The organism is Patescibacteria group bacterium (genome assembly GCA_040390045.1).
Lineage (GTDB): Bacteria > Patescibacteriota > Minisyncoccia > Phycocordibacterales > SIBU01 > SIBU01.
Map to the genome: position 1 here is coordinate 22,044 of JAZJZC010000003.1, position 21,429 is coordinate 43,472.

Here is a 21,429-nt window from a genome sequence, read left to right on the forward strand (position 1 = left end):
CAAAAGCATGCGGAAATTTTTACTTTCATTTTTCATAGTCACCCTCACACTCTACGCGTCGTTTTCACCGATGGGGAGTTCAAGGGTGTTTGGCCAACTCATCGATATTCCTCTTGATACTGGGGGAGATACAGGTGGCCTAACTTCACCAAATCTTCCAACTCTTCCAGATTTTCAACCAGGAGATGGCGTGCGCGCCGACAGCGGAACCAGTCAGGGGGCTGTTGCCGCGGGATCAAACACCGTGGGAGGTGCAAATAATTCTCAATCTACACCAGCGGTTATGCAGTTCGCGAGCTGTTTTGTTTTTGCCGCAACAGCTGGATTAGCTGGAGGTTTACACCTAGAAAATTGCGCCGCCAGTGTTATGTATATCATCATGTGGATTTTCTCCTGGATACTCTGGTTGTCTGGAAAAATTTTGGACATGTCGGTCTATTACACCATCAACCTTGCTGATCTGTTAAACCATGTTCCTGTGGTTGATATTGGGTGGAGAATTTTCCGCGATCTCGCCAACATTTTCTTCATATTTATTCTCTTGTGGGTAGCAATCGGTACGATTCTTGGACTGATCTCGGGAAAAACCAAGGAAATTATTGTGCACCTCGTCATCGTGGCGCTTTTAATGAACTTCAGTCTTTTTATAACAAAAACTGTCATTGATGCTTCAAACATCGTCGCGATTCATTTCTACAACCTCATCGTTACTGGCACTTCCACGGGTACACCTCCAACCACAAGTCTTTCTGGAGCTTTTATGGAAGGCTTGAAAATTCAAACTCTCTTCCAACCTCAAACTCCTGGAGGGCAGGCGGGAGGAATTGCTGGTTTAGCGGCAGACTATAGTGGTGGAATAATAGACGCCTTTAAAGTCATCCTCATTGGCGGTTTTGGAATTGCGGTCATGATGATTGCCTCGTACATCTTTTTTGTGGCAGCAATCTTATTTATCGTCCGTCTGATCAATTTAATGATGGTTATGATTCTCTCACCGTTGGCTTTCCTGGCTTTCGTCCTACCTTCAACGGAAAAATATGCTGACCAGTGGAAAGAGAAATTGATTGGCCAGTCAATTTTCGCGCCGATTTACCTCGCGATAACCTATGTAGTAATAAAAACTATTCAATCTCCGGCATTTACAAGTGTGGTCTCGGTCAACAATAGAGACACTGGAGCGTCAGTTATGTCAGCTTCTGCTCTTATATTTTATGGCGCATCTGATACCGGTTCCGCTGCCGGCTTCGCCTTTGTCTTTAACTTCATTCTACTCATTGGACTCATGCTTGGTTCGATTCTCGTCGCCAAAAAAATGGAAGCGGGTGGAATCGAATTTGCTGTTGAGGCTGGAAAAACAGCGGGAGGGTTTATCGGAAGAAGTGTGGCGAGAGGGAAGTATATTACCGCAGTTTCGTCAACCTATTCTGGGGCCGTGGGCGGTATTGGGGGTAGAGTAGCGAATGTTTTAGGTTTCAAGGACACAGCAAAATCTTTACGAGAACATGCGGCAAAAGTATCCGCTAAGGGCGATTTTGCTCAAAAGAAAATGGATATGAACGAGTGGGATAGAAAATTTGGAAGGAGCGCTTTTGGTACAACCGAACTGGGAAGTTTTATTAGGGAGAAAACAACTGGCGGCGCCTTATTCGGAACTAAAGCCAAATTTGGTGGCGAAAAATCAGTAGGCGAGTCCTATGAGGAGAGCGAACATTTGCGTGATGAAGCACAAGATGTGGAACGTGCAAACGACGTCAAGAGAGCCGCTCTTGTGCTACAAAGTGAAATAAAAAACCCGAAGGCAACAAAAACAAAGGGTGAGCTGTTAGCAAAAGATGCGTCTGGTAAATTTCTTTTCAGGCCAGCCGTTCTTCCAGACAAACCTGACGGAAAGGGGGGCCTGAGAGAAATGACAGAAGATGAGTGGGTAGCAGATCTGCAAAAAAAGGAAAGGGATGAGAATAAAAAAATACTGCTCGATGCGGTTCAATCAGCCGTAACACGGCTTCCCTCCACAGGTCTTGTCCATCTCCAAGAAGAAGTCATAAAAACTGTTCTACCTTATTCGACAGAAAGACAGGTTGACGAACTAATAAAATCTACTGATGGCGGTTGGACAAAAGAAGACAAGGATGAATTTCTTGAAATCTATTTTAATCAACTGAAAGAAGATGGTGAAAAAGCTTCTGATGAACTCGAAGCGTTTGATCAAAAATTAGCTGCCTACGAGCAAGAAGTTCGAGAAGGTAAATTTGCAATTGATTCTGCCACAGGAAAAGTAATTACAGACAACAAGGGAAGGGTTATCGCCAAAGGAACCACTCTAGATGCAGACGGAAATGCTTCTGGGGATACTTTTGAAATTCCGGAATATAAACAAACCGATGCGTTCCGCGCTGTGTATGCAAAAACTCGTCGATACATGTCAGATAAGGGATTTGAACTCCTAAATATCGTCAACTTTAGCTCTCATCTTTCGCAAAGTACCAAGGACCGACTCAAAAGAGAGGGAAAAAACGAAAAGGAGGGAAATCTTCTCCGTGCTGTACCTGCTATTGGTAAAATTATGAAATGGGGCACCGTCCAGAATATACGCGACCCCAACAAAACTTCGGGATTTACAGACCAATTCCGTGTTGATATTCGGTCTATAAAAGATGCTGATTGGGTTAAATTACTCACTGTATTACGTGAACAAAAAGATCCTATCACCGGAGAATTTATGTACCGCAATACGGATGACGAGCGCGCCGAAGCGTTGCGAACAGGCAATTTTGAACTTACCGTTAAAGATAATTTGTGGGAAGCTCGAGCCCGAGACTTTTTGGCCGGGAGAGCGGCTGTTGAATCGGCAAACACCCCTGGAGGATTGCGTAAATTGTACGAAAATATTCGTCTTATGGGAGCCGAGGTTCTTAGAGAAACAGCTAAAAAGGATCCTGTGGATGTAAAAATCCTTTTGGAGGGAGCCTTTCAAGCTCTAAAAGAGAATGAGGAAGGAGAGAGAATGATGACGGTTGAGACTCAACAGCTCATCAGGAAACTAATTCAAACTAAGGAAGGATGGGATATTGGACAGAAAATGGAAAATGCTGAATTCCAGCGAATGAGAGAGAGGTTGGAAAAGGCTTTCCGAGCGGATAGTAAAAATGTGGTTGAATTCACTGATTGGACAGATCCTGCACAACGTGCAGCGGCTATTGCTGAAGGATTAGAGGGTAGATTTAATAGGATGGGATTACCAAAAGCTACACCATAACCTAGTGAGTAGTTAAATTTCTAAGAGCAGAGACAAAGAAAATTACAACACCATGAGTTACATAGACCAAGAACAAAAATTAGAAAAAATCTTGAGTAAATTACCTCAAGCAACTCAAGAACTGTTTAAAGATTATTCTATACTTTTTATTATTGGTGATACCGGGGACGGTTTTAATTTAACCATGGGAGAAATTGGTGAGGTATGTGAACTGGTTCGCCAAGTGATCACAAAAGAAAGACCGGTGGAAAAATTTGAGGAAGGGTTGAAAGAAAAATTGGCGGATGATGAGGATAACCTAGCAAAAGCGGGGGAAATTGTAGCAACTATCAACGAGAAAATTTTTGTGAAGCTCTTGCCGGCGTTGGGATTGAAAGCCTTGCCGATTCTCATGACTCCTGCTGTTGCTAAAAATTTACCTGACGTAAACGTTTCATTTGAAGAAGGAAAGAGTAAAGAAGATGAAGAGTCTGCGGTCGCACAACCTTTAGGATCTTCACAACAATCGATCGATTCTCAACTACCGACTCCGCCTCGTACGGTCATGTTAAATAAAATGCCTCAGACTCAAGCGCCAACTGCTCCAAAACCAAACCGCTTCCCAAACCTAAAATCAGTAGCACCCGTACTTAACCTCAAACCTTTCTCAGGAGCTCCTTCTCCCGGACTTTCGAAATTTTCGAGTGCTCCAAGTGGATCAGTCGGGGCTTCTGCGAACACTTCGGCCGCACCGATAAAACCTCGCACGCCACTTATGGAAACACCGACCGAAATGATGTCGGAAAATCAAACCGAATCATTCTTGAAAATGCTCGCCGGTAAATTGGATGAAAAAGATTTGCAATCAAGATTTGATAAACTGCCATTCGCACTTAAAACCGCGCTCCGCTCGATGGACTCGGCTAAAAAAGTGCTCGACATTGGCATAAAATACGGCCTTCATGTCGACAAACTCGGAGTGGTAGCCGAAGAAACCGGCTTGGTAATTCTTGGTATGACGCACCCCAATCAATTTCTTCCTCGACTCAACCGCCGTCTCGGCATTGGCGAAGAAAAAACTCGACCTATCGCTCAAGAAATCAACACTGAAATTTTCCTGAAAATTCGCGAGGCGTTAAAGCAAGTGAACGGGGAAGAGCCTTCGTATGCAAACCTCGCACAATCTGCCGTAGCGACAAAATCAATTGCACCAGCGACCGAACCAGAACCTCATCCGTACAACCCGATTGACTTAGCCCAAACAAGTGAAGCTCAGACTGAAAATATCGCTGTTCAACAAGAGGGCGGCGAAATCCTTGATCGTGAAAAAATCCTTAGAGAAATCGAAAATCCTTCGACAGTAAAAATGACGCCTGTCTCAGTGCCAGTACCAAAAGTTGAGAGCAGACCAGTAGAAATTAAACCTCAAATACCCGCGCCAATTGTTCCACCTCCAGCACCGCCCGCGCAACCACCGCGCCAGGAATTTCAATTTGAACCTCCAGCACCAAAACCTCAAGAAACCCCTAAGCCTATCGTGACCTCTCCAACATCAAACATCGTTGACCAGAAACTTTCTGATGTCACCGCGGCAAAGAAAACAGGAAGTTCTTATTCTGCAGATCCGTACAGAGAACCCTTGCAGTAGGGGATAGGGGGTAGGGTTTAGGGTATAATTAAACCAATGACATTAAGTTCATTCAAAGAATTAATTGTTTGGCAAAAAGGTATTGAGCTTGTTAAAGAGATCTACAAGTTAACGGAAAGCTTTCCGAAAACTGAAACATACGGGCTGACTAGTCAGATGAGAAGGTCCGCGGTTTCAATCCCTTCCAACATTGCTGAAGGTTATAAACGAAAAAACGTGAAGGAGTACATACAATTTTTGAGCATAGCTGATGGTTCAGCGGCCGAGCTTGAAACACAGCTAATAATTTCAAAGTCAATTTACAAAACTAATTTTTCAATAGCTGAAAATTTGTTAGAAGAAATACAGAAAATGCTCATAACGATGATTCGCAAACTAAACCCTAAACCCTAAACCCTTCTTTATGAGATTCCAAGTTCCACAATTCATTGAAGTTGAAGATAAAATTTTTGGTCCCTTGACCATCAAACAATTTATCTACCTGGCTGGAGGTGGGGGATTGTGTTTTATTTTCTATTCATACTTCAAACTCTATATCGCCATACCACTCATGATACCGGTGATAGCCTTTTCTGTAGCCTTAGCGATGTACAAAGTCAACAATCGCTCTTTTATACTCATCCTTGAGTCAGCTTTCAAATATATGGTCACCAACAAACTATACATCTGGAAAAAAACCGACAGAAAACCGACACACAAAACTGAAACTGCACCCGACACACTTTTGTATGTACCCAAACTTTCCGACAGTAAACTGAAAGACTTAACGTGGAGTCTTGATATTAACGAAAATACCTCGCTCGGTGCCAAAGAGAGTATGGAGCGTTAGTCGATACGAAAATACGAAATGGAAACGAATATACGAAAAAATACGAAAACAACCTCACCAAGTGTATTGTATCCGGAATTATCGTATGATTTGGTTGGTATTTTTTTTGATGTACACAAAGAACTCGGTTTGTACGGGAGAGAAAAACAATATGCTGATGCAATCGAGCTAAAACTCAAGCTTCGAAACATTCCTTATGAAAGGGAACTGGCGATTTCTGATAGTGGCAACATACTTGATTTTCTAGTTGATAGAAAAATAATATTGGAATTAAAATCTAAGCGGATGTTAACTCCAGATGATTTTCGCCAAACCCAACACTACTTGCAAGAAACACAAATGCGCTTGGGTTTATTAGTCAACTTCAGAGAAAAAAATATTAAGCCTGTCCGTATTGTTCGCATAGATACCGTAAAAAAGTTACAATATAAGAACGAGAAGGAAAGTCAGTAAGATTGCGCAAAAAGTTTTTGTATAATTTCGTATATTGGCATTAATAATTCGTATTTTCGTATGGCATCTTCCTCAACCAAAGCAACCCAAGATTTTGTTCCTATAAAAGAAGTGCGTGATGGCATCGTCGTTCTAAAAGACGGCTCTTTCAGAGCAATTCTTATGACGTCCTCCTTAAACTTTGCCTTGAAGTCAGAAGACAATCAAAATGCCATTATTTTGCAGTTCCAAAACTTTTTAAACTCGCTTGATTTTTCAATTCAACTTTTTATTGAATCGAGGAAACTCGACATCAGACCATACATCGCCCTTTTGGAAGATCGCTATAAAAATCAAACTGCTGACTTGATGAAAATTCAAACCCGCGAATATATTGAGTTCATTAAAACCTTTACAGAAAACACGAGCATCATGACCAAAACCTTTTTTGTGGTTGTCCCATTTGCCGCCGCACCCTTGCAAATGAAAAAAGGAGTAATGGATTTTGCCGGAAAACTGCTCACTCGCAAGCAAGCTGAAGAAAAAATTCAACAAAAACAGGACAACTTTGAAGAAAGCCGAAGCCAGCTGCTTCAAAGAATTTCAGTGGTGGAGCAGGGACTGATGCGTTGCGGTATCAGAGCAGTAGAACTGGGAACTGAGGAGGTGGTTGAGTTGTATTACAAAATTTTTAATCCGGGAGATACCGACAAACCAATCCAAATCAATTAATAAATACCATGGGACTATTTGATATTTTTAAGAAAAAAGAAAAACTTCCCGACATTGCGTCAATTTTGCCACAAGAAATTTATGCTGCCGGTGTGTTGGAATTGAAAGATATCATCGCACCGTCGGCGCTCAAGGTCAGCCCACGGACGCTGAACCTGGGAGAAAAAATTGTCAGAACTTTTTTTGTGATTTCCTACCCACGATTTCTATCAGCTGGTTGGTTTTCACCGATTATCAACCTCGACAAAGTGTTTGATATTTCAATCTTCATTCATCCGATTGACACAGCGGTAGTCTTGCGACAATTCCAGAAAAAGGTAGCCGAGGTGCAAAGCCAAATTGCTACGAGAGAGAAAAAAGGGCTTGTCCGCGACCCAATGCTTGATACGGCATATCACGATCTCGAAAGTCTCCGTGATAACTTGATGCAAGCTCAAGAAAAATTGTTTGATGTCGGTCTCTATATTTCCATTTACGCCGACAGCGATGCTGAACTCGACAAAATCGAATCGGAAATAAAATCCCTACTCGAATCAAAATTAATTTATTTAAAACCGGCGCTCTTCCAACAGGAACAGGCATTTCGAAGTGTTATTCCTATGGCTCAAGATGAACTCATGATCCATTCAAAGCTAAATTCGTCTCCGCTTTCTTCGTTGTTTCCGTTTACGTCTTTCGATCTTACGTCAGACAAAGGAATTCTCTATGGCATTAACCGCCACAACTCATCACTGGTCCTTTTTGATCGTTTCAGTTTGGAAAACTATAACTCAATTACGTTCGCCAAATCTGGTTCCGGAAAAAGTTACAACACTAAATTGGAAATTTTGAGAACCTTGATGTTTGATACTGAGGTCATTGTCATCGACCCTGAACGCGAATATGAATACATGGCGGAAGCCACGGGAGGGAAGTACTTTACGATTTCGCTCAACTCAAATCATCACATCAACCCGTTTGATCTACCGATCCCGCGAGAAGATGAATCGGCCACGGATGTCCTTCGCTCAAACATCATCAACCTAGTTGGTCTTTTCAGAATTATGCTCGGCGGTCTTTCTGCCGAAGAAGACGCTTTGATTGACCGCGCCATTAGCGAAACCTATGCTCTTAAAGACATCACGCCTGACTCGGATTTTAAAAATATCGAGCCGCCTCTGCTTTCAGATTTTGAACTGGTGCTTGCCGGTATGGAAGGCGCGGAGTCTTTGGTGCAACGTTTGAGTAAATATACTCGTGGCACTTGGGCTGGTTTTATCAATAGACCTTCAAACATCGACATCGATAGTAAATTTATTGTCTTCTCTCTTCGCGATATGGAAGACGAATTGAAACCAGTCGCCATGTATATCGTCATGCACTATATCTGGAATGCAATCCGCAAAAATTTACGCAAACGTTTGCTTGTCATCGACGAGGCGTGGTGGATGATGAAATCAGAAGACACGGCATCATTTCTCCTTGGGCTCGCCAAGCGAGGACGAAAATATTTCCTCGGCCTTTCCACCATCACACAAGACGTGGACGACTTTTTGAAATCCCCTTACGGCTTGCCGATTATTACCAACTCGTCGATCCAAATGCTTCTCAAGCAGTCGCCGTCCTCAATCGATAAAATTCAAAAAGTGTTCAGCTTAACTGATGAAGAAAAATATTTATTACTCGAATCCGATGTTGGAGAGGGAATTTTCTTTGTTGGACTAAAACACGTGGCTATAAAAGTGATTGCTTCATACACCGAAGATCAGATTATCACTTCGGATCCATCACAATTACTCGCCATCAAAAAGGCGAAGAAGGAGCTTGAGGCAGGACAGACCACGTAACACATAGCATGGAACATGTAACAGAATAGCTTTGTATCCATGATTCATGTTGCGTGCTCCATGTTTCATTTTTTAATCTATGGCTGAAAAAGAACCAGAAAAAATTTCTCAAAAAGACAAAATTTCCGGCACTGAGTGGGGGATGGTGCTTGGGGTTCTTTTGATTGTTGATCTGGTCCAATTTGCACTCGACTGGATAGGAATTCCTTTTATTGGGAACCTAGGAACAGTTCTAAATCGATTCATTGATATCGGGGTTGCCCTTGGTTGGTCTACATACCTATATTTACGCGGGATTACGATGGAAACCAAAAAAATTGGTAGTATTATATTGACCTTTTTCTTTGAGGAGATACCGAGCATTGACGCTTTCCCGTTTTGGACTGCTGACGGGGCCTTTATTTACTTTTCAGTAAAAGCTGAGAAGCAAGTGCAGGCGGTGGCGGCAGTGGGAGTAGCGGTGGCGGCAGTAGCCCTTGCTCCGGAAACTGGCGGCGCGTCTCTTGCAGCAGAGGGAGTAGTAGCTGCTGATGTCGCAGCTGAAGGTGGAGCTGTAGCCGAGGAGGCAGCAGAGGGAGTAACTGGAGTGGCAGAAACCGTTCATGGTGCCGAGGAGGGTTTGGAAATGTCAGATGCCTATGCGGACGAAATGGGACAAGAAAGTGACGCTCGTGACAATCAAACCGAGCCCGAAACTGAACACTTAGAGGAAGATAGTGGAACGGGTGACGAAAACCATGACCTTTCGGATGAAGAGAATGACGAGATGGGAAGACAGTCTGACGAACAATCGAAAGAAAACAAAACACCAGAAGAAGAGGAAGAAACCAGTAAAAAAAAGAAGAGGGAATCTGAGAAAGGGTCTCGGGAATCGCTTTTGGGTGGTGGACAAACAGGAAAACCTGGTGAAATTGGTGGCAATCGAAACAATCTCGACCTCCGCGGCAGTGCCGCTTATGGGGAAAGAAGGAAAAAAGAAAGAGAGCTTGGTGCACTTCAAAATGTCACTGATTTAACCATGTCGTACAAACAAAGAAAAGAGGGAAGGAAAGATAATAGTAAAATTAAAGACGATGAAACTTCACTTGCTGAATAAGCGGTACTAGTATCAGTAAAACTTGTGGTAAAATGTAATCACTTATGAAATATCTCAACTTCATATTTTTATTGGCAATGATGTTTGTCTCAGTGAGCACAGCGCATGCCCAACTTCAAAGCCTCGACAATCAGTCTGGAGGTATCATTATAAATAGCGACCCGGCGAATCCGAAGCCTCGACAGTTTGTCACCGTTACCATCCAAAGTTACACCACAGACCTCGACCGTTCCGAGGTGTCTTGGTTTGTAAATGGTGTTTTGCAAAAAAAAGCCATCGGTGAAAAAAGTTTTCTTTTTAAAACCGGCGGGCTTGGAAGTTTCTCAAATATTTTAGTCACCATCAAAACTCCAGAGGGTGAATTTCTACAATCGGTTTTAAATATCAACCCCGCGAGCCTCGACCTTATGTGGGAAGCTCAGTCCTACACACCACCTTTTTTTGAAGGTAAGGCAAGCTATCCTTTTGAAGGGTCTGTTAAAATTGTGGCGATGCCAAGTATTTCAAACGAGAATGGTGTGGCTATAAATCCAAAAACCCTCGTTTACACATGGTCAATTAACGGCGATGCTGTTTCTAAAGTTTCAGGCTATGGCAGAAATTTCATGTTTTTAGATGGCACCATACCAATAAACGCCACAACAGTTAGTGTAGAGGCCGCGACACTTGATAAAAAATACGTCGCAAAAAATTCAATTACCATAACTCCGTCTAGCTCCCAGATAATTTTGTATGAGGATAGCCCAACATTGGGAGTGTTATATAATAAAGCGCTCACAGGAAGTTTGGATCTTCAAAATCAAGAAATTCGTATCGCAAGCATTCCTTTCTTTTTAAGTGCTAAAAACCGCGAAGACGGAACCTTGAAATACGAATGGACCCAAAACGACCAGCAGGTAAACAGCAGTGACACCAGCAGTCTTTCTTTCAAACAATCCGGAGGTGCCGCAGGTAATGCGCTTATTGGTGTCCAAGTTAGCCACTTGACCAAAATTCTTCAGTTTGTACATAGTGGGCTTTCTATTAATTTTGGTCAATCAGTCTCTGGAGGCGTTTTTTAAAGCACAATGTTTACTACACTCAAAAAAATCTTTTCGGTTCAAAGCGCTCTGTCAATTTTAATACTATTTTTTTTCTTGGCTCCCCTTATCTCGTACTCTCTTGATTACGTACCCCTTGCGGAGATTCCCGGAACCGTAAGCAACGCTACTGGTGGCACAACACTTTCAACGTACCTTACGGGAATATTCAGAGCTGGTATTGTTATGGCGGGAGTTTTAGCCTTCCTAATGATTGTGATTGGAGGATTCCAGTATCTATCAACTGACGCCATGACAGGAAAAGAGGAGGGAAAGGTACGAATAGAGCGCGCAGTTGGGGGGCTTCTCTTGGCCCTTGCCTCGTATATTATTCTCTACACGATCAACCCAGACTTGGTAAGTCTTAATTTAACCTTAAGCGGCACAAGGCCCGCCTCAGATGTGGGTAGGCCACCAGATCTCATCTCAGCTGAAAGTGCGGCCCTAGACAGGGCCGCTTCAGAGATCAACAAAAACCGACAAGCGACACGTGACGAGGCAACGAAACTTGACGAAGCGGTTGGTGTGTACCGAGCCCAAAGAGAAGCTATTTTGAAAGAGATCGCTGCAGGGGACAACTCCCACATCGCTCAATTTAATGAGTTGCAACAAAAAATTGTCATCAACCAAACTGACGCTCAGGCAATCCGTGACTATGGTAGCGCAAAAAATGGAATTTTACTGAAAACAACATCGGCTATCAGCGAGGGCGCCCAAGCACAAAATTCTGTGGGAGGAATTTATGCCCGATGGATAGGTGGTGCAGCGCCAGCCGAACTTGAAGATCACCTAGATGCCATCGACCTAAGTGTCAATACTGCAACGGCGAAATTAAACCGGGAAATAGAGACGGCAAGAACAATCAATAACCCTGAACTCGCCGCAAAGTACACTGCATGGCTTGATGAAATTAAGGCCTACGCTGCCACATCAAAGACCCAGATTACTAGTGCATATAATCCACCGCGACCATAACTATGTCCAAAAAAACCGCCATTGCCATAATCGTTTTTCTTGTCCTGCTCATCGCTGGTGGCTTTTTGGCTTTTTATTTTTACTTTAATCGTGGTACGGGCAACGACATCATCCCCGCAACAAACACACCGGTTACAAGTATTTTTCCTTCGAGTAACGTCGGGGGCTCAAACAGTGGAAACAACGGGGGTAACAATACTTCAGCAAGTACTACAATTAGCGGAAACCAGAATCAATCTAACTCTCTGCCGATGCCGGTTCTTAAACAACTATCTATTCGTCCAAGTGCTGGGGCTGTTGTTATCGCCACCACCTCTCCGGTTGTACTAGTAAATTTTATTGAAAAGGGGACGGGAAATGTCTACCAGGTCAGCCCAGAAAACAATCTTGAAATTCGACTTTCCAATACCACCATACCAAAAATCCAAGAGGCGCTCTGGAACAAAACAGGTTCACAGGTGATCACTCGGTACACTACTTCAGATGAAGTTGATTCGATCAAATCCTACAGCGGCTTTCTGTTGCCGAAATCGGCCGACAATCCCGATGGCGCGCTTACAGGATATTTTCTTTCAGAAAATATTAGAGCCATGGTTAAAAATCCAGACCAAAACAAAATCTTCTATTTACTACCGACGTCATCTGGTAGCACCGGCATCATCGCCGATTTCGATGGCAGCAAAAAAACCCAAATTTTTGACTCCCTTCTAAAGGAATGGCTCGTTGACTGGACATCACCAAATATCATTTCCCTCAACACCAAGCCATCTGCTGGAGTTCCAGGCTACTTATTTCTTCTGAATACCAAAACCGGCGGCCTCTCACGGGCGATCACTGGTATTAAAGGACTGACCTCCAAAGTCAGCCCGACTGGGAACATCATCTTGTACTCAGAAAGCGCTGATGGAGCGCTCTCATTAAAAATCTACAATCTTAAAACGGGTACAACATTAGAAACTCCCGTTGCGACCTTGGCAGAAAAGTGTGTTTGGTCAAGCAATAATTCCGACATCTTCTACTGTGCAGTACCAACGTATGTTCCACCCGGCAACTTTCCGGATGACTGGTACAAAGGCCTGGTACTCTTTTCAGATGAGATCTGGAGAATAGACAGCACCACAGGAACTGGAGAACTGATAGCTGATCCCACAAACCTTACTAAAGAACAAATTGACGGCGTAAACCTATCTCTAAGTCCAAAAGAGGATTACCTGCTATTTACTAATAAAAAAGATTTTCATTTGTGGAGTTTGCGGTTACAACAATAACTCGATACGAAAATACCTTTTACCCTCCGATACGAAATACGGACAAACGAAAATACGAAATTATACGAAAACCGTAGCGGTGGTAGAAAGTTTTCGTATTTTTTCGTATGTTCGTACTCACCATTCGTATTTTCGTATCGACTAGGCGACATATTTAATCACAACGCGCCGTTGCGCCCCTTCGCCACGAGACTCAGTTTTAATATCTTTTTGACCATCGAGAAATGAGTGAACCTGCATTCGTTCGTAAGAAGACATCGGGTCAAGTTCGACATCAACCTTAAACGATCGTGCTCGATCAGACATAATTTTTACTTTAGCTTTCAGGTGTTCGAGCGCTTTATCTTGATAGCCATTAACATCAACTACAAACTTTACAGGAGTTCCCGTCGGGGAAGTTTTTTTTGAAATAACCCTACGAATAATGTAATTAAGCGCACCGAGATGCTCTCCTTGTGGCCCAATTAAAACCGAAGAATCTTTTGTGTGTATTAAAAAACGAACGTGCTTTGATTGTGAGTTTTCGATACGCTCAATTTTCTCAAAACCCACATTCATAAAGGTTAAAAACTCTTTTAAGACTGCTTCTATATCCATTTCCATGATGGTATTACTATACTATATATTTTTAAAAAAACACCCAAGAATGGGCAATTTTTCAAAAAATACTGAGAATTGTGGACAATTTTAGGCTTTTACTTGTTCTTCGGGTGTCATTTTTGCCATATTTCGGCGAACATATAGCTCCTGACCGATAGCAAAGAGGTTGCTGGTAATCCAATACAAAGATACCGCACCCGAAATGCTATAAGAAATAAATCCTACAAACACAGGGAGAAAGTATCGCATTTGTAAATTGAGAGTTCGAGCGAAGTCGTCTTTCATAGAAGCTCCGGAGGGGGTTTTCAATTTAGGCACTGCCGGCATAGCAAAGCGGACTTGAAAATACTGGCTAGCGGAAACTAAAATAGCTAAAATCAGGCTGCCTTTGGTAATATCGATAATGCCCAAAAAATGCATATTAACCAGCGGGCTCGAAACAAACGGGTAGAGCAGTTCAGTGCGAATGGCTGGCAAACCACCTTTATAAAAAATATAGTATAAGGTTAAAATTATCGGAATTTGGATAATAGTCAAAAAGAAAGTCGTAAAGGGATTAACGTTTTTTTCTTTGTACAAAGCAAGCGTCGCTCGAGTATGAGCCTCGCGATCATCTTTATGCAACTCTTTGAGACGTGCGATTTCTCCTTCCAAGGTTTTCATCTTTATCTGAGTAACCGTGGCTTTTTGGGAAAGAGGGAAGAGGGCGAGCTTGACGAGAAAGGTCAAAATAACCACCGCGATGCCAGCGTCAGCCCACGGCAAAATATCCATAAGAAAAACCAAGCCGTTGTATAAAGGTTGGTAGACAATGAGGGTGAAAATATGAGTTATCATTTTGAATACTATAGCGTATTTTGGACCCGCGCGCCAACAAAAGAGACCTGCCTAGTACTTAACCTGTGATTGCTGCTTTTTTAAAAACAGCCTCAATCTCGGTTTTTAATTTTTCTATAGGATCCTTCGCAATCTTCTTCTTTAAAAAGAAAACTGCTTGCAATCCTGACTTTGCTTTGGAAAGGTACGGGCGTATCAGAGCATACATTCTCCTTTTCATAAAATTTCTTTGAACTGCACGTTTCTCGATTTTTTTAGAAACAACCACTGAAAACCGAGCTGGCTGGCTACCTAAGGACACCGTTCGCAATGAAAAGCTCTCCGAGTGAAAGCTTTTGCCTTTTTCTAAAATATCCTTGAAGAGGCGAGTGCCCACTTTTCTATTAGAAGGAATCATAGTTAAATACAAAATACTAATGGATACGAATATACAAATTCTCTCATTTGTACCTTTGTACTGATTTGTATTTCGTATTTCCTTAAACCGAGAGCTTTTTGCGGCCCTTCTGTCGTCGGCTACTCAAAACCTTTTTACCTCCGTGCTTTCTTTGGCGAGCCAAAAAACCGTGAGTTCTAGCTCTCTTTTTCTTTTTTGGTTTGTAGGTGAATGACATATGGGTTCATAGAACATGTATCACAGAACATGGAACACCTGAAGAAAACACACTCTGTTTTTCTTATGCTCCATGCTGTATGTTACGTGTTGCGTGTTATTAACATCTTATGCACACATTATAAACATATCCGGGCCCTTTCCACAAGCTACCCAAAAATTAATTAGGTATATAATGAACCCACTAAAAACTTTTAAAAATAATGGAAAACGAACAGCTTTGGAACAATGTTTTGCTAGAAATTGAATTGGCTGTTTCTAAAGCCAACTTTAATACGTGGTTTAAAGACACTCGCATCCTAAAACAGGAGGAGGGGGTAGTGTTTATTTCTGTGCCTAACGCTTTCGCAAAAGACTGGCTTTTTAACAAATACCATAAGACTGTTTTGAAGTCCCTACGGACCCTGGCGGAAAATGTTCGAGCTCTTGAGTACGTTATAGCCAAAGATGATGGCAAACGAAGAGAGGTTGAGCCGGTGAGAAGCCCGAGTGCAAGCCCCGCTGCACAATTACCACTTCAAGATTTTTACATCGACAAAGATAACAACTTAAACCCAAAATACACCTTCGAATCCTTTGTTGTTGGACCTTTCAACGAACTTGCGCACGCAGCGGCTCAGGCGGTTGCTAAAAAACCTGGTAGCGCCTACAACCCTTTGTTTATCTACGGCAACACCGGCCACGGAAAAACTCACCTCATCCAAGCGGTAGGAAATTTCATAAAAAACCAAAACGCCGGCAAAAAAATTTTTTATGTCACCTCAGAAAAATTTGCAATTGATTACGTAAACGCCGTTCAAGTAAACAAAGTAAATCTTTTTAAGGAAAAATACCGAAAATATGACGTCCTTATCATGGACGACATTCAATTTTTCTCAAATAAAGAAAAAACTCAAGAGGAACTTTTCCATTTGTTTAATAATCTCCACGAAAACAACAAACAAATTATATTTTCTTCTGATAAACACCCAAACTTTATACCAAACCTTGAGGACCGTTTAAAATCTCGTTTTTCCGCCGGCATGATTATTGACATTCCGACGCCTGATAGGGAATCGCGTTTAGCTATTCTTAAAACGAAAGCTCTTCTATCATCCGTTCATATCGCTGACGACGTTTTAGAACACCTAGCCACTGCTATCGAGGGAAACATTCGCGAGCTTGAGGGAATGCTAAATGTTTTGGTCTGTCAATCACAACTGAAAGGTAAGGAACTTGGCTTAAGTGAAGTGAGAAATCTCATAAAAAATAGCTCGAAACCTAAAAAGGCTATTTCTGTAAAAGAAGTAACCAAAGCCGTGGCCAGCTTTTTTAATATTGAAGAATCAGACATCTACGAAAAAACCCGCAGGAAGGAAGTGGTGAAGCCGCGTCAGTTAGTTATGTACATTTTACGAGAAGATTTTCGAATTTCTTATCCTTTAATCGGGCAGAAGCTCGGTGGACGCGATCACACAACCGTCATTCACTCCTGTGAGAAAATAAAAGAGGAGTTAAAATCAAATCCGGCCTTAATTCAAGAGATTGATCAGATCCGAACACTGCTTTAAAAATTTTTAGGGGGATAAGAAGGGGAAAAGTCGGGAACAGTCTGGGGAAAAGTTTATGAAAAAATTAAAACGAAAAAATTCTTCACAACCACAAGTCAGTTTCGCACACCTTATACTTTTAAGAATTCAATAAAAACCCTTACCCAGCAACACAAGCCGCCAAAACAATGTTATCCCCAAGGTTAGTAGTAGTAATATATTTAATATAGACATATGAAAATAGAGTGTGCACAAAACAAATTGCAGCAAGTGTTACAACAAGCTGAAAAAATTGCTGGAAGAAATTTAAATCTCCCTGTTCTTTCCTGTGTTCTTCTTGAAGCTAAAAAAGGTCAGCTCACGATTCGCTCCACCAATCTTGATTTAGGGTTTGAAGCTGTAGTACCTGCAAAAATCGACGCCGAAGGCGTTCTTGCTGTTCCAGCTGCTGTGTTGAACTCCACTATTGCCAGTATTCCAAATGAAAAAAGTGTTAAATTTGAAAATACTGAATTAAACCTTACGATTACCACCAACAAAAGTAAAAGTACTATCAAATGCATGCCAACTGAAGATTTTCCAACCATACCCATGTTGGAAAAAACTCAATACTGCGAAATGCCAGCGGCAGACTTCGTAAAAGGCTTGAAGGCTGTTTGGTACAGCTCGTCGGTTTCCAGTATCAAACCAGAACTTTCAAGTGTTTGTATTTATTCGGAGGACGGAAGCTTAATTTTTGTGGCCACTGACTCATTCCGACTCGCTGAAAAAAAAGTGAAAACTAAAATTACTAAAGATTTTGAAAAAGTCTTGATTCCATTTAAAAATATTTCTGAAATTATTCGAACTTTAGAAAAAGCAGAAGGCAGTATGGAAATTCGATTCAGCAAACATCAAATCGCCTTCGTGTTTAACGGAACCTACCTCACTTCTCGAGTTATCGATGGTAGTTTTCCTGATTACCATCAAATTATTCCTAAGGAATTTAAAACCGAAGCGGTGCTTTTGAAAGAGGATCTCGTCCAGTCGCTCAAAGTCAGTACGATTTTTTCTGACTCCTTTAATCAGGTGAATGTAGCGCTTGATCCAGAAGCCAAAAAATTTCAACTGACCACCAAAAACGTTTCTTTGGGAGAAAACAGCACCAAACTCGACGCCGCGCTTTCCGGCGACCCTGCCGAAGCTAACTTTAATTTTCGTTATATCAACGACTGCTTGCAATCAATCGACTCAGACAGCCTTTCCCTCTCGTTTGCTGGTCCAAGCCGTCCTGTGGTCATCCGGGGCGTCTCTGATAAGAGTTTTACCTATCTCGTGATGCCGATGAATAAATAAATATAGCAAGCTACTAATCAAACTAACACCACTAATAACTACCAACAAAAAAGAGCAGAGTTAACACCCATTATTTGTAACCCAATACTTAGACTTAATCTTAATAAAATCTTAAAATAATTTACTATTTATGGAAAAGCTAGAAAAGAATCCGGAAGGAGTTGAATTGCAAAGAGTCGTTGAAGATTTTGATCAAACAATGGGGTCTGGAAATCTTCAAACTGTCGAAAAATTCAAAGAAATTTGTAAGTATAGAGCTCAACTTGTTCGTCAAAACATAGTATCTCTGGGAGAGTGGGGGAAGCAAGATCTTTTAAAAGAAGCGTCCAGGTTAGAGAAGGCCGCAAATGGAGACGTTGATGAACTAGTTGCTGAGGCAATGGGACATGCGCGTGCCCATAATTCGACGCGTGAAATACCTACCATATTACAAAAGAACCGATCTAAATCACAAGAAGATCAGGAAGCAGTTACAGCGGAGAAAACATGGAAGCGTCTCGCAAGATTGGTAAAAAAACCTGTTCAATCTTAAAAAATTAGTACATTAAATTATCATCTGTATATTTAGTGTTCCATTTCTATGGAAAAAATTTCCTTCTTCTTAGAAAAATTCAAAACGCTCGGGCTCGGAGATATTCTCACTAAAAGATTGTTTGCAGAACAAGTCGAAAAAGTTCTGAATATTAAACTCAACAAAGACGATGTGTCTTTGAGAGACGGCGTTATCTACGTCAAAGCTCACCCGGTTTTGAAGAGCGAGTTGTATATGAAAAAACAGCTCGTTATCGACGAACTCTCAAAAGTTTTGGGCTCGGTCAAGATTACTGGCCTACGCTAGTGTTAACGCTAAAGGTTATTTTAGTTTCTCCTCGATTAAGCTCAGTGTCGTAGGCAACAACGCGCAATTCATTTTCCGGTTTCAGATTTTCAATCGATGATGGAGTGAACACAAAACTCCACGGCGCGCGCGCCGCTGACCCAACAAAGTTGCCGTTAATGAAATAATCAACTTTTGATATCGGGAATCTTCCTAAAATGTTTACACTAACTGCAATTGGTTGATTTTTAGGGTACGAAACTCCAGCGCTGGGGCTTGAGACGTAAATTTGTGGCGCTAATCCAGGTGCATGCATTGAGTCACTGCCGAGTGGAATAACTGAACTATTTTCATTCTGGAATCCATTTTCCGCTCCCCATTTTTGGACTGCGTATTCCCACGATTTAAATTGAGGGTCGTCTCCGGGGTTCGTAGGTGCAGGACCGGTTGGATTATTTTTATCCACCCAATACAAAATTGAATGCAAATTTTTAACCACCCGTTCTTCCTTCATTTCTGGCGGAGTAAATTCCGTCGCTAGTTCGCCTGTCGGTTTGTTGACGAAGTACGATTGATTTCCTTGCCAGAAGCCAGCAAGCGCGGGCTTTAGGGTGGTCTTGTCGATTGGTGCGGGTTTTTTGAATGTTTCTACTGGGTAATTTTTTAATGCCGCTTGCGTTACCGCGTTCCAAAATGGCGCCACAATGAAACCGGCAATTTTTTTCTCCATCGGGCTGTTATTGTTGTTACCTGCCCACGCACCGATCACAAGGTTTGGGGTGTACCCAAGTATCCATGCGTCTTTGTAATCATTTGTAGTACCCGTTTTGACTGCTACAGGCCGGCTCTCAATGTAGAGTGCCGAATGCTCACCGAATTCTGGCGCACGCGCCGCATTGTCACTTAAAACGTCATTCATAAGTAGCGCGGTTTGTTCAGGTAACACTTGAACGGGGTGAGGTTCAAATTCTTCTAAAACTGTTCCCGATTTATCTTCAACTTTTAAAATACTGGCATATGGGTTTCGAGTGCCGTTGTCAGCGAAGACCGAATACGCGCTTGTCATATCAAGGAGCGAAACCTCTCCACCTCCCAAAACCAAGGTGAGTCCGTATTGCCCGACGTTGGTCAGACTTTCGATACCCATATCTTTCGCCAAGTGTAGTGAATCTTTAAGTCCAGCAAGATAAAGGACTTGGATAGCGGGAATATTTCTTGATTGTGCCAGCGCATCACGGAAACTAATTGGACCTAAATATTTACCGTCAAAGTTTACTGGCATGTAACACTTATCCTCATTACCCGCCAGTATTGGCGTACCGTCAGGATTACACTCAGTGTCAAATTCAGTTGGTATATCAAAGACTGCGGTGTCTGGAGTGTAGCCTTTGTTGAAGGCTTCCGAATACACAATCGGTTTAAAGGATGAACCTGGCTGACGGTGAGCGAGGGCGACGTTAAAGTTACCATCAATATCTTTGTCAAAGTAGTCGCGCGAACCGACCATGGTTAAAATTTGCCCAGTTTTAGGGTCGATGGCAACCAGAGAAAGATTTTCTGCGTTAAATTTTTTCTTATTCTCTAGTGCATATTTTTTAGCAAGTTCCTCAGCAGTTTTTTCTAGGTTGTAGTCGAGTGTAGTGATAACTTTGAGCCCACCCTGTTCAACCATGTCTCTACCGTAGGTTTCTTCAAGGTACTGTCTGACATACATCACAAAGTGCGGCGCCTTTATGCCAATACTTTCCTGCTCTTTCCAGGTGACCTTCTCAAGTTTGGCTTTGGCGTACTCATCTTCATTGATGAAATTTTTTTCCAACATTTTTGATAAAACCAAATTTTTTCGATCTTCCAATCGTTGCGTATTGTTGCCGTACGGTGAGTAAAAAGTCGGAGCATTTGGAAGCGACGCGAGGTACGCCGCTTCAGCGATGCTAAGATCGGCAGCTTTTTTGCCAAAATAAGTTTCGCTCGCTTCCTCAATTCCGTACACGGTTCCACCGTAGGGAACTTCATTTAAATAAATATCCAAAATTTCAGTTTTCGAAAGCACTCGCTCAAGTTTAACCGCCAAAACCCACTCTTTTAGTTTTCTGGAAATGGTTTTTTCAGTAGTGAGCAGAGAATTTTTGACGACCTGTTGGGTTATGGTTGAACCTCCTTGGGAAAGTTTTCCGTCTTTGAGGTTAACCCACACCGCGCGCAAGAAAGACAAGGGCTTAATACCATTGTGTTCGTAAAATTCGCTATCCTCGATGGCCACCGTGGCATTTTTAATATTCAAAGAAATTTCGCTGTCGGGCACCACGCTTCGCTTGATACCTTGATTTAAATCATACAAAAGAACCTCGCCGGTCCGGTCGTAAATTTTTGTCGATTCGCTCACCTTCCGTTCGTTAAACGAAGAGAGGTCGGGAATTTTGAAGGTCGAAACCCAAAAAAATAGTCCACCCCCAACAAAAAGTCCGAATACTAGGGAGGCAAGGATGATTTCTTTGACGTGATGTTTGCGTAATTTTATTTTTTTTCTTCGCATGCAGGTTTACATAATACCACGAGCGCGAGGGGATTTTTAGAG

At 42.1% G+C, this 21,429-nt stretch carries 20 protein-coding genes; 15 read left to right on the forward strand and 5 right to left on the reverse strand.

Features of this window, described 5'->3' with window-relative positions; translation table 11 throughout:
• Positions 1-7: 7 nt before the first annotated feature.
• The 11 genes from V4467_02930 (at position 8) to V4467_02980 (ending at position 13,120) form a co-directional block, all read left to right on the forward strand.
• Positions 8-3,256 (forward strand): hypothetical protein, encoded by a 3,249-nt coding sequence (locus tag V4467_02930; protein ID MES2087923.1) that lies wholly within the window; start codon positions 8-10, stop codon positions 3,254-3,256.
• Positions 3,257-3,308: 52 nt separating this feature from the next.
• Positions 3,309-4,883, forward strand: a complete 1,575-nt coding sequence (locus tag V4467_02935; GenBank protein MES2087924.1) for a hypothetical protein — start codon at positions 3,309-3,311, stop codon at positions 4,881-4,883.
• 36 nt (positions 4,884-4,919) lie between these two features.
• On the forward strand, positions 4,920-5,276 hold the full coding sequence (locus V4467_02940) for a four helix bundle protein (GenBank protein ID MES2087925.1): 357 nt from the start codon (positions 4,920-4,922) through the stop codon (positions 5,274-5,276).
• Between the two features lie 10 nt (positions 5,277-5,286).
• A complete protein-coding gene (locus V4467_02945) occupies positions 5,287-5,712 on the forward strand; it encodes a PrgI family protein (GenBank protein MES2087926.1) in 426 nt (141 codons plus the stop codon).
• Between the two features lie 18 nt (positions 5,713-5,730).
• A complete protein-coding gene (locus V4467_02950; protein ID MES2087927.1) occupies positions 5,731-6,165 on the forward strand; it encodes a GxxExxY protein in 435 nt (144 codons plus the stop codon).
• Positions 6,166-6,225: 60 nt separating this feature from the next.
• The gene (locus tag V4467_02955) at positions 6,226-6,876 is read left to right on the forward strand and encodes a hypothetical protein (GenBank protein ID MES2087928.1); all 651 of its coding nucleotides are present in this window, start codon (positions 6,226-6,228) and stop codon (positions 6,874-6,876) included.
• A gap of 8 nt (positions 6,877-6,884) precedes the next feature.
• Positions 6,885-8,702 (forward strand): DUF87 domain-containing protein, encoded by a 1,818-nt coding sequence (locus tag V4467_02960; protein ID MES2087929.1) that lies wholly within the window; start codon positions 6,885-6,887, stop codon positions 8,700-8,702.
• A 79-nt stretch (positions 8,703-8,781) separates the two neighbouring features.
• Positions 8,782-9,798 (forward strand): hypothetical protein, encoded by a 1,017-nt coding sequence (locus V4467_02965; protein MES2087930.1) that lies wholly within the window; start codon positions 8,782-8,784, stop codon positions 9,796-9,798.
• 44 nt (positions 9,799-9,842) lie between these two features.
• Positions 9,843-10,859 carry a hypothetical protein gene (locus V4467_02970; protein ID MES2087931.1) on the forward strand — a complete coding sequence of 339 codons (1,017 nt, stop codon included), beginning with the start codon at positions 9,843-9,845 and terminating at the stop codon, positions 10,857-10,859.
• Between the two features lie 6 nt (positions 10,860-10,865).
• Positions 10,866-11,852 (forward strand): hypothetical protein, encoded by a 987-nt coding sequence (locus tag V4467_02975; GenBank protein ID MES2087932.1) that lies wholly within the window; start codon positions 10,866-10,868, stop codon positions 11,850-11,852.
• A gap of 2 nt (positions 11,853-11,854) precedes the next feature.
• Entirely contained in the window at positions 11,855-13,120 is a 1,266-nt protein-coding gene (locus V4467_02980) for a hypothetical protein (GenBank protein MES2087933.1), read from the forward strand.
• Between the two features lie 141 nt (positions 13,121-13,261).
• On the opposite strand, the gene V4467_02985 is transcribed toward V4467_02980, so the two are convergent.
• The 4 genes from V4467_02985 to rpmH all read right to left on the reverse strand — a co-directional run bounded on the left by V4467_02985 (position 13,262) and on the right by rpmH (position 15,171).
• Positions 13,262-13,717, reverse strand: coding sequence for a R3H domain-containing nucleic acid-binding protein (locus V4467_02985; protein ID MES2087934.1), 456 nt, complete (start codon positions 13,715-13,717; stop codon positions 13,262-13,264).
• A 90-nt stretch (positions 13,718-13,807) separates the two neighbouring features.
• Positions 13,808-14,557 carry a YidC/Oxa1 family membrane protein insertase gene (locus tag V4467_02990; GenBank protein MES2087935.1) on the reverse strand — a complete coding sequence of 250 codons (750 nt, stop codon included), beginning with the start codon at positions 14,555-14,557 and terminating at the stop codon, positions 13,808-13,810.
• Between the two features lie 58 nt (positions 14,558-14,615).
• On the reverse strand, positions 14,616-14,954 hold the full coding sequence (rnpA, locus tag V4467_02995) for a ribonuclease P protein component (GenBank protein ID MES2087936.1): 339 nt from the start codon (positions 14,952-14,954) through the stop codon (positions 14,616-14,618).
• Between the two features lie 82 nt (positions 14,955-15,036).
• Positions 15,037-15,171, reverse strand: coding sequence for a 50S ribosomal protein L34 (rpmH, locus tag V4467_03000; protein ID MES2087937.1), 135 nt, complete (start codon positions 15,169-15,171; stop codon positions 15,037-15,039).
• A 202-nt stretch (positions 15,172-15,373) separates the two neighbouring features.
• Here rpmH and dnaA point away from each other — a divergent pair, with 202 nt between their 5' ends.
• The 4 genes from dnaA (at position 15,374) to V4467_03020 (ending at position 18,872) form a co-directional block, all read left to right on the forward strand.
• The gene (dnaA, locus tag V4467_03005; GenBank protein ID MES2087938.1) at positions 15,374-16,720 is read left to right on the forward strand and encodes a chromosomal replication initiator protein DnaA; all 1,347 of its coding nucleotides are present in this window, start codon (positions 15,374-15,376) and stop codon (positions 16,718-16,720) included.
• 213 nt (positions 16,721-16,933) lie between these two features.
• Entirely contained in the window at positions 16,934-18,034 is a 1,101-nt protein-coding gene (gene dnaN / locus V4467_03010) for a DNA polymerase III subunit beta (protein MES2087939.1), read from the forward strand.
• Between the two features lie 130 nt (positions 18,035-18,164).
• Positions 18,165-18,566, forward strand: a complete 402-nt coding sequence (locus tag V4467_03015) for a hypothetical protein (protein MES2087940.1) — start codon at positions 18,165-18,167, stop codon at positions 18,564-18,566.
• 48 nt (positions 18,567-18,614) lie between these two features.
• Complete coding sequence (locus V4467_03020; protein MES2087941.1) at positions 18,615-18,872, forward strand: hypothetical protein; 258 nt, start codon at positions 18,615-18,617, stop codon at positions 18,870-18,872.
• Here V4467_03020 and V4467_03025 read toward each other — a convergent pair.
• On the reverse strand, positions 18,856-21,387 hold the full coding sequence (locus V4467_03025; GenBank protein ID MES2087942.1) for a PBP1A family penicillin-binding protein: 2,532 nt from the start codon (positions 21,385-21,387) through the stop codon (positions 18,856-18,858). The genes V4467_03020 and V4467_03025 overlap by 17 nt on opposite strands.
• Positions 21,388-21,429 lie beyond the last annotated feature (42 nt).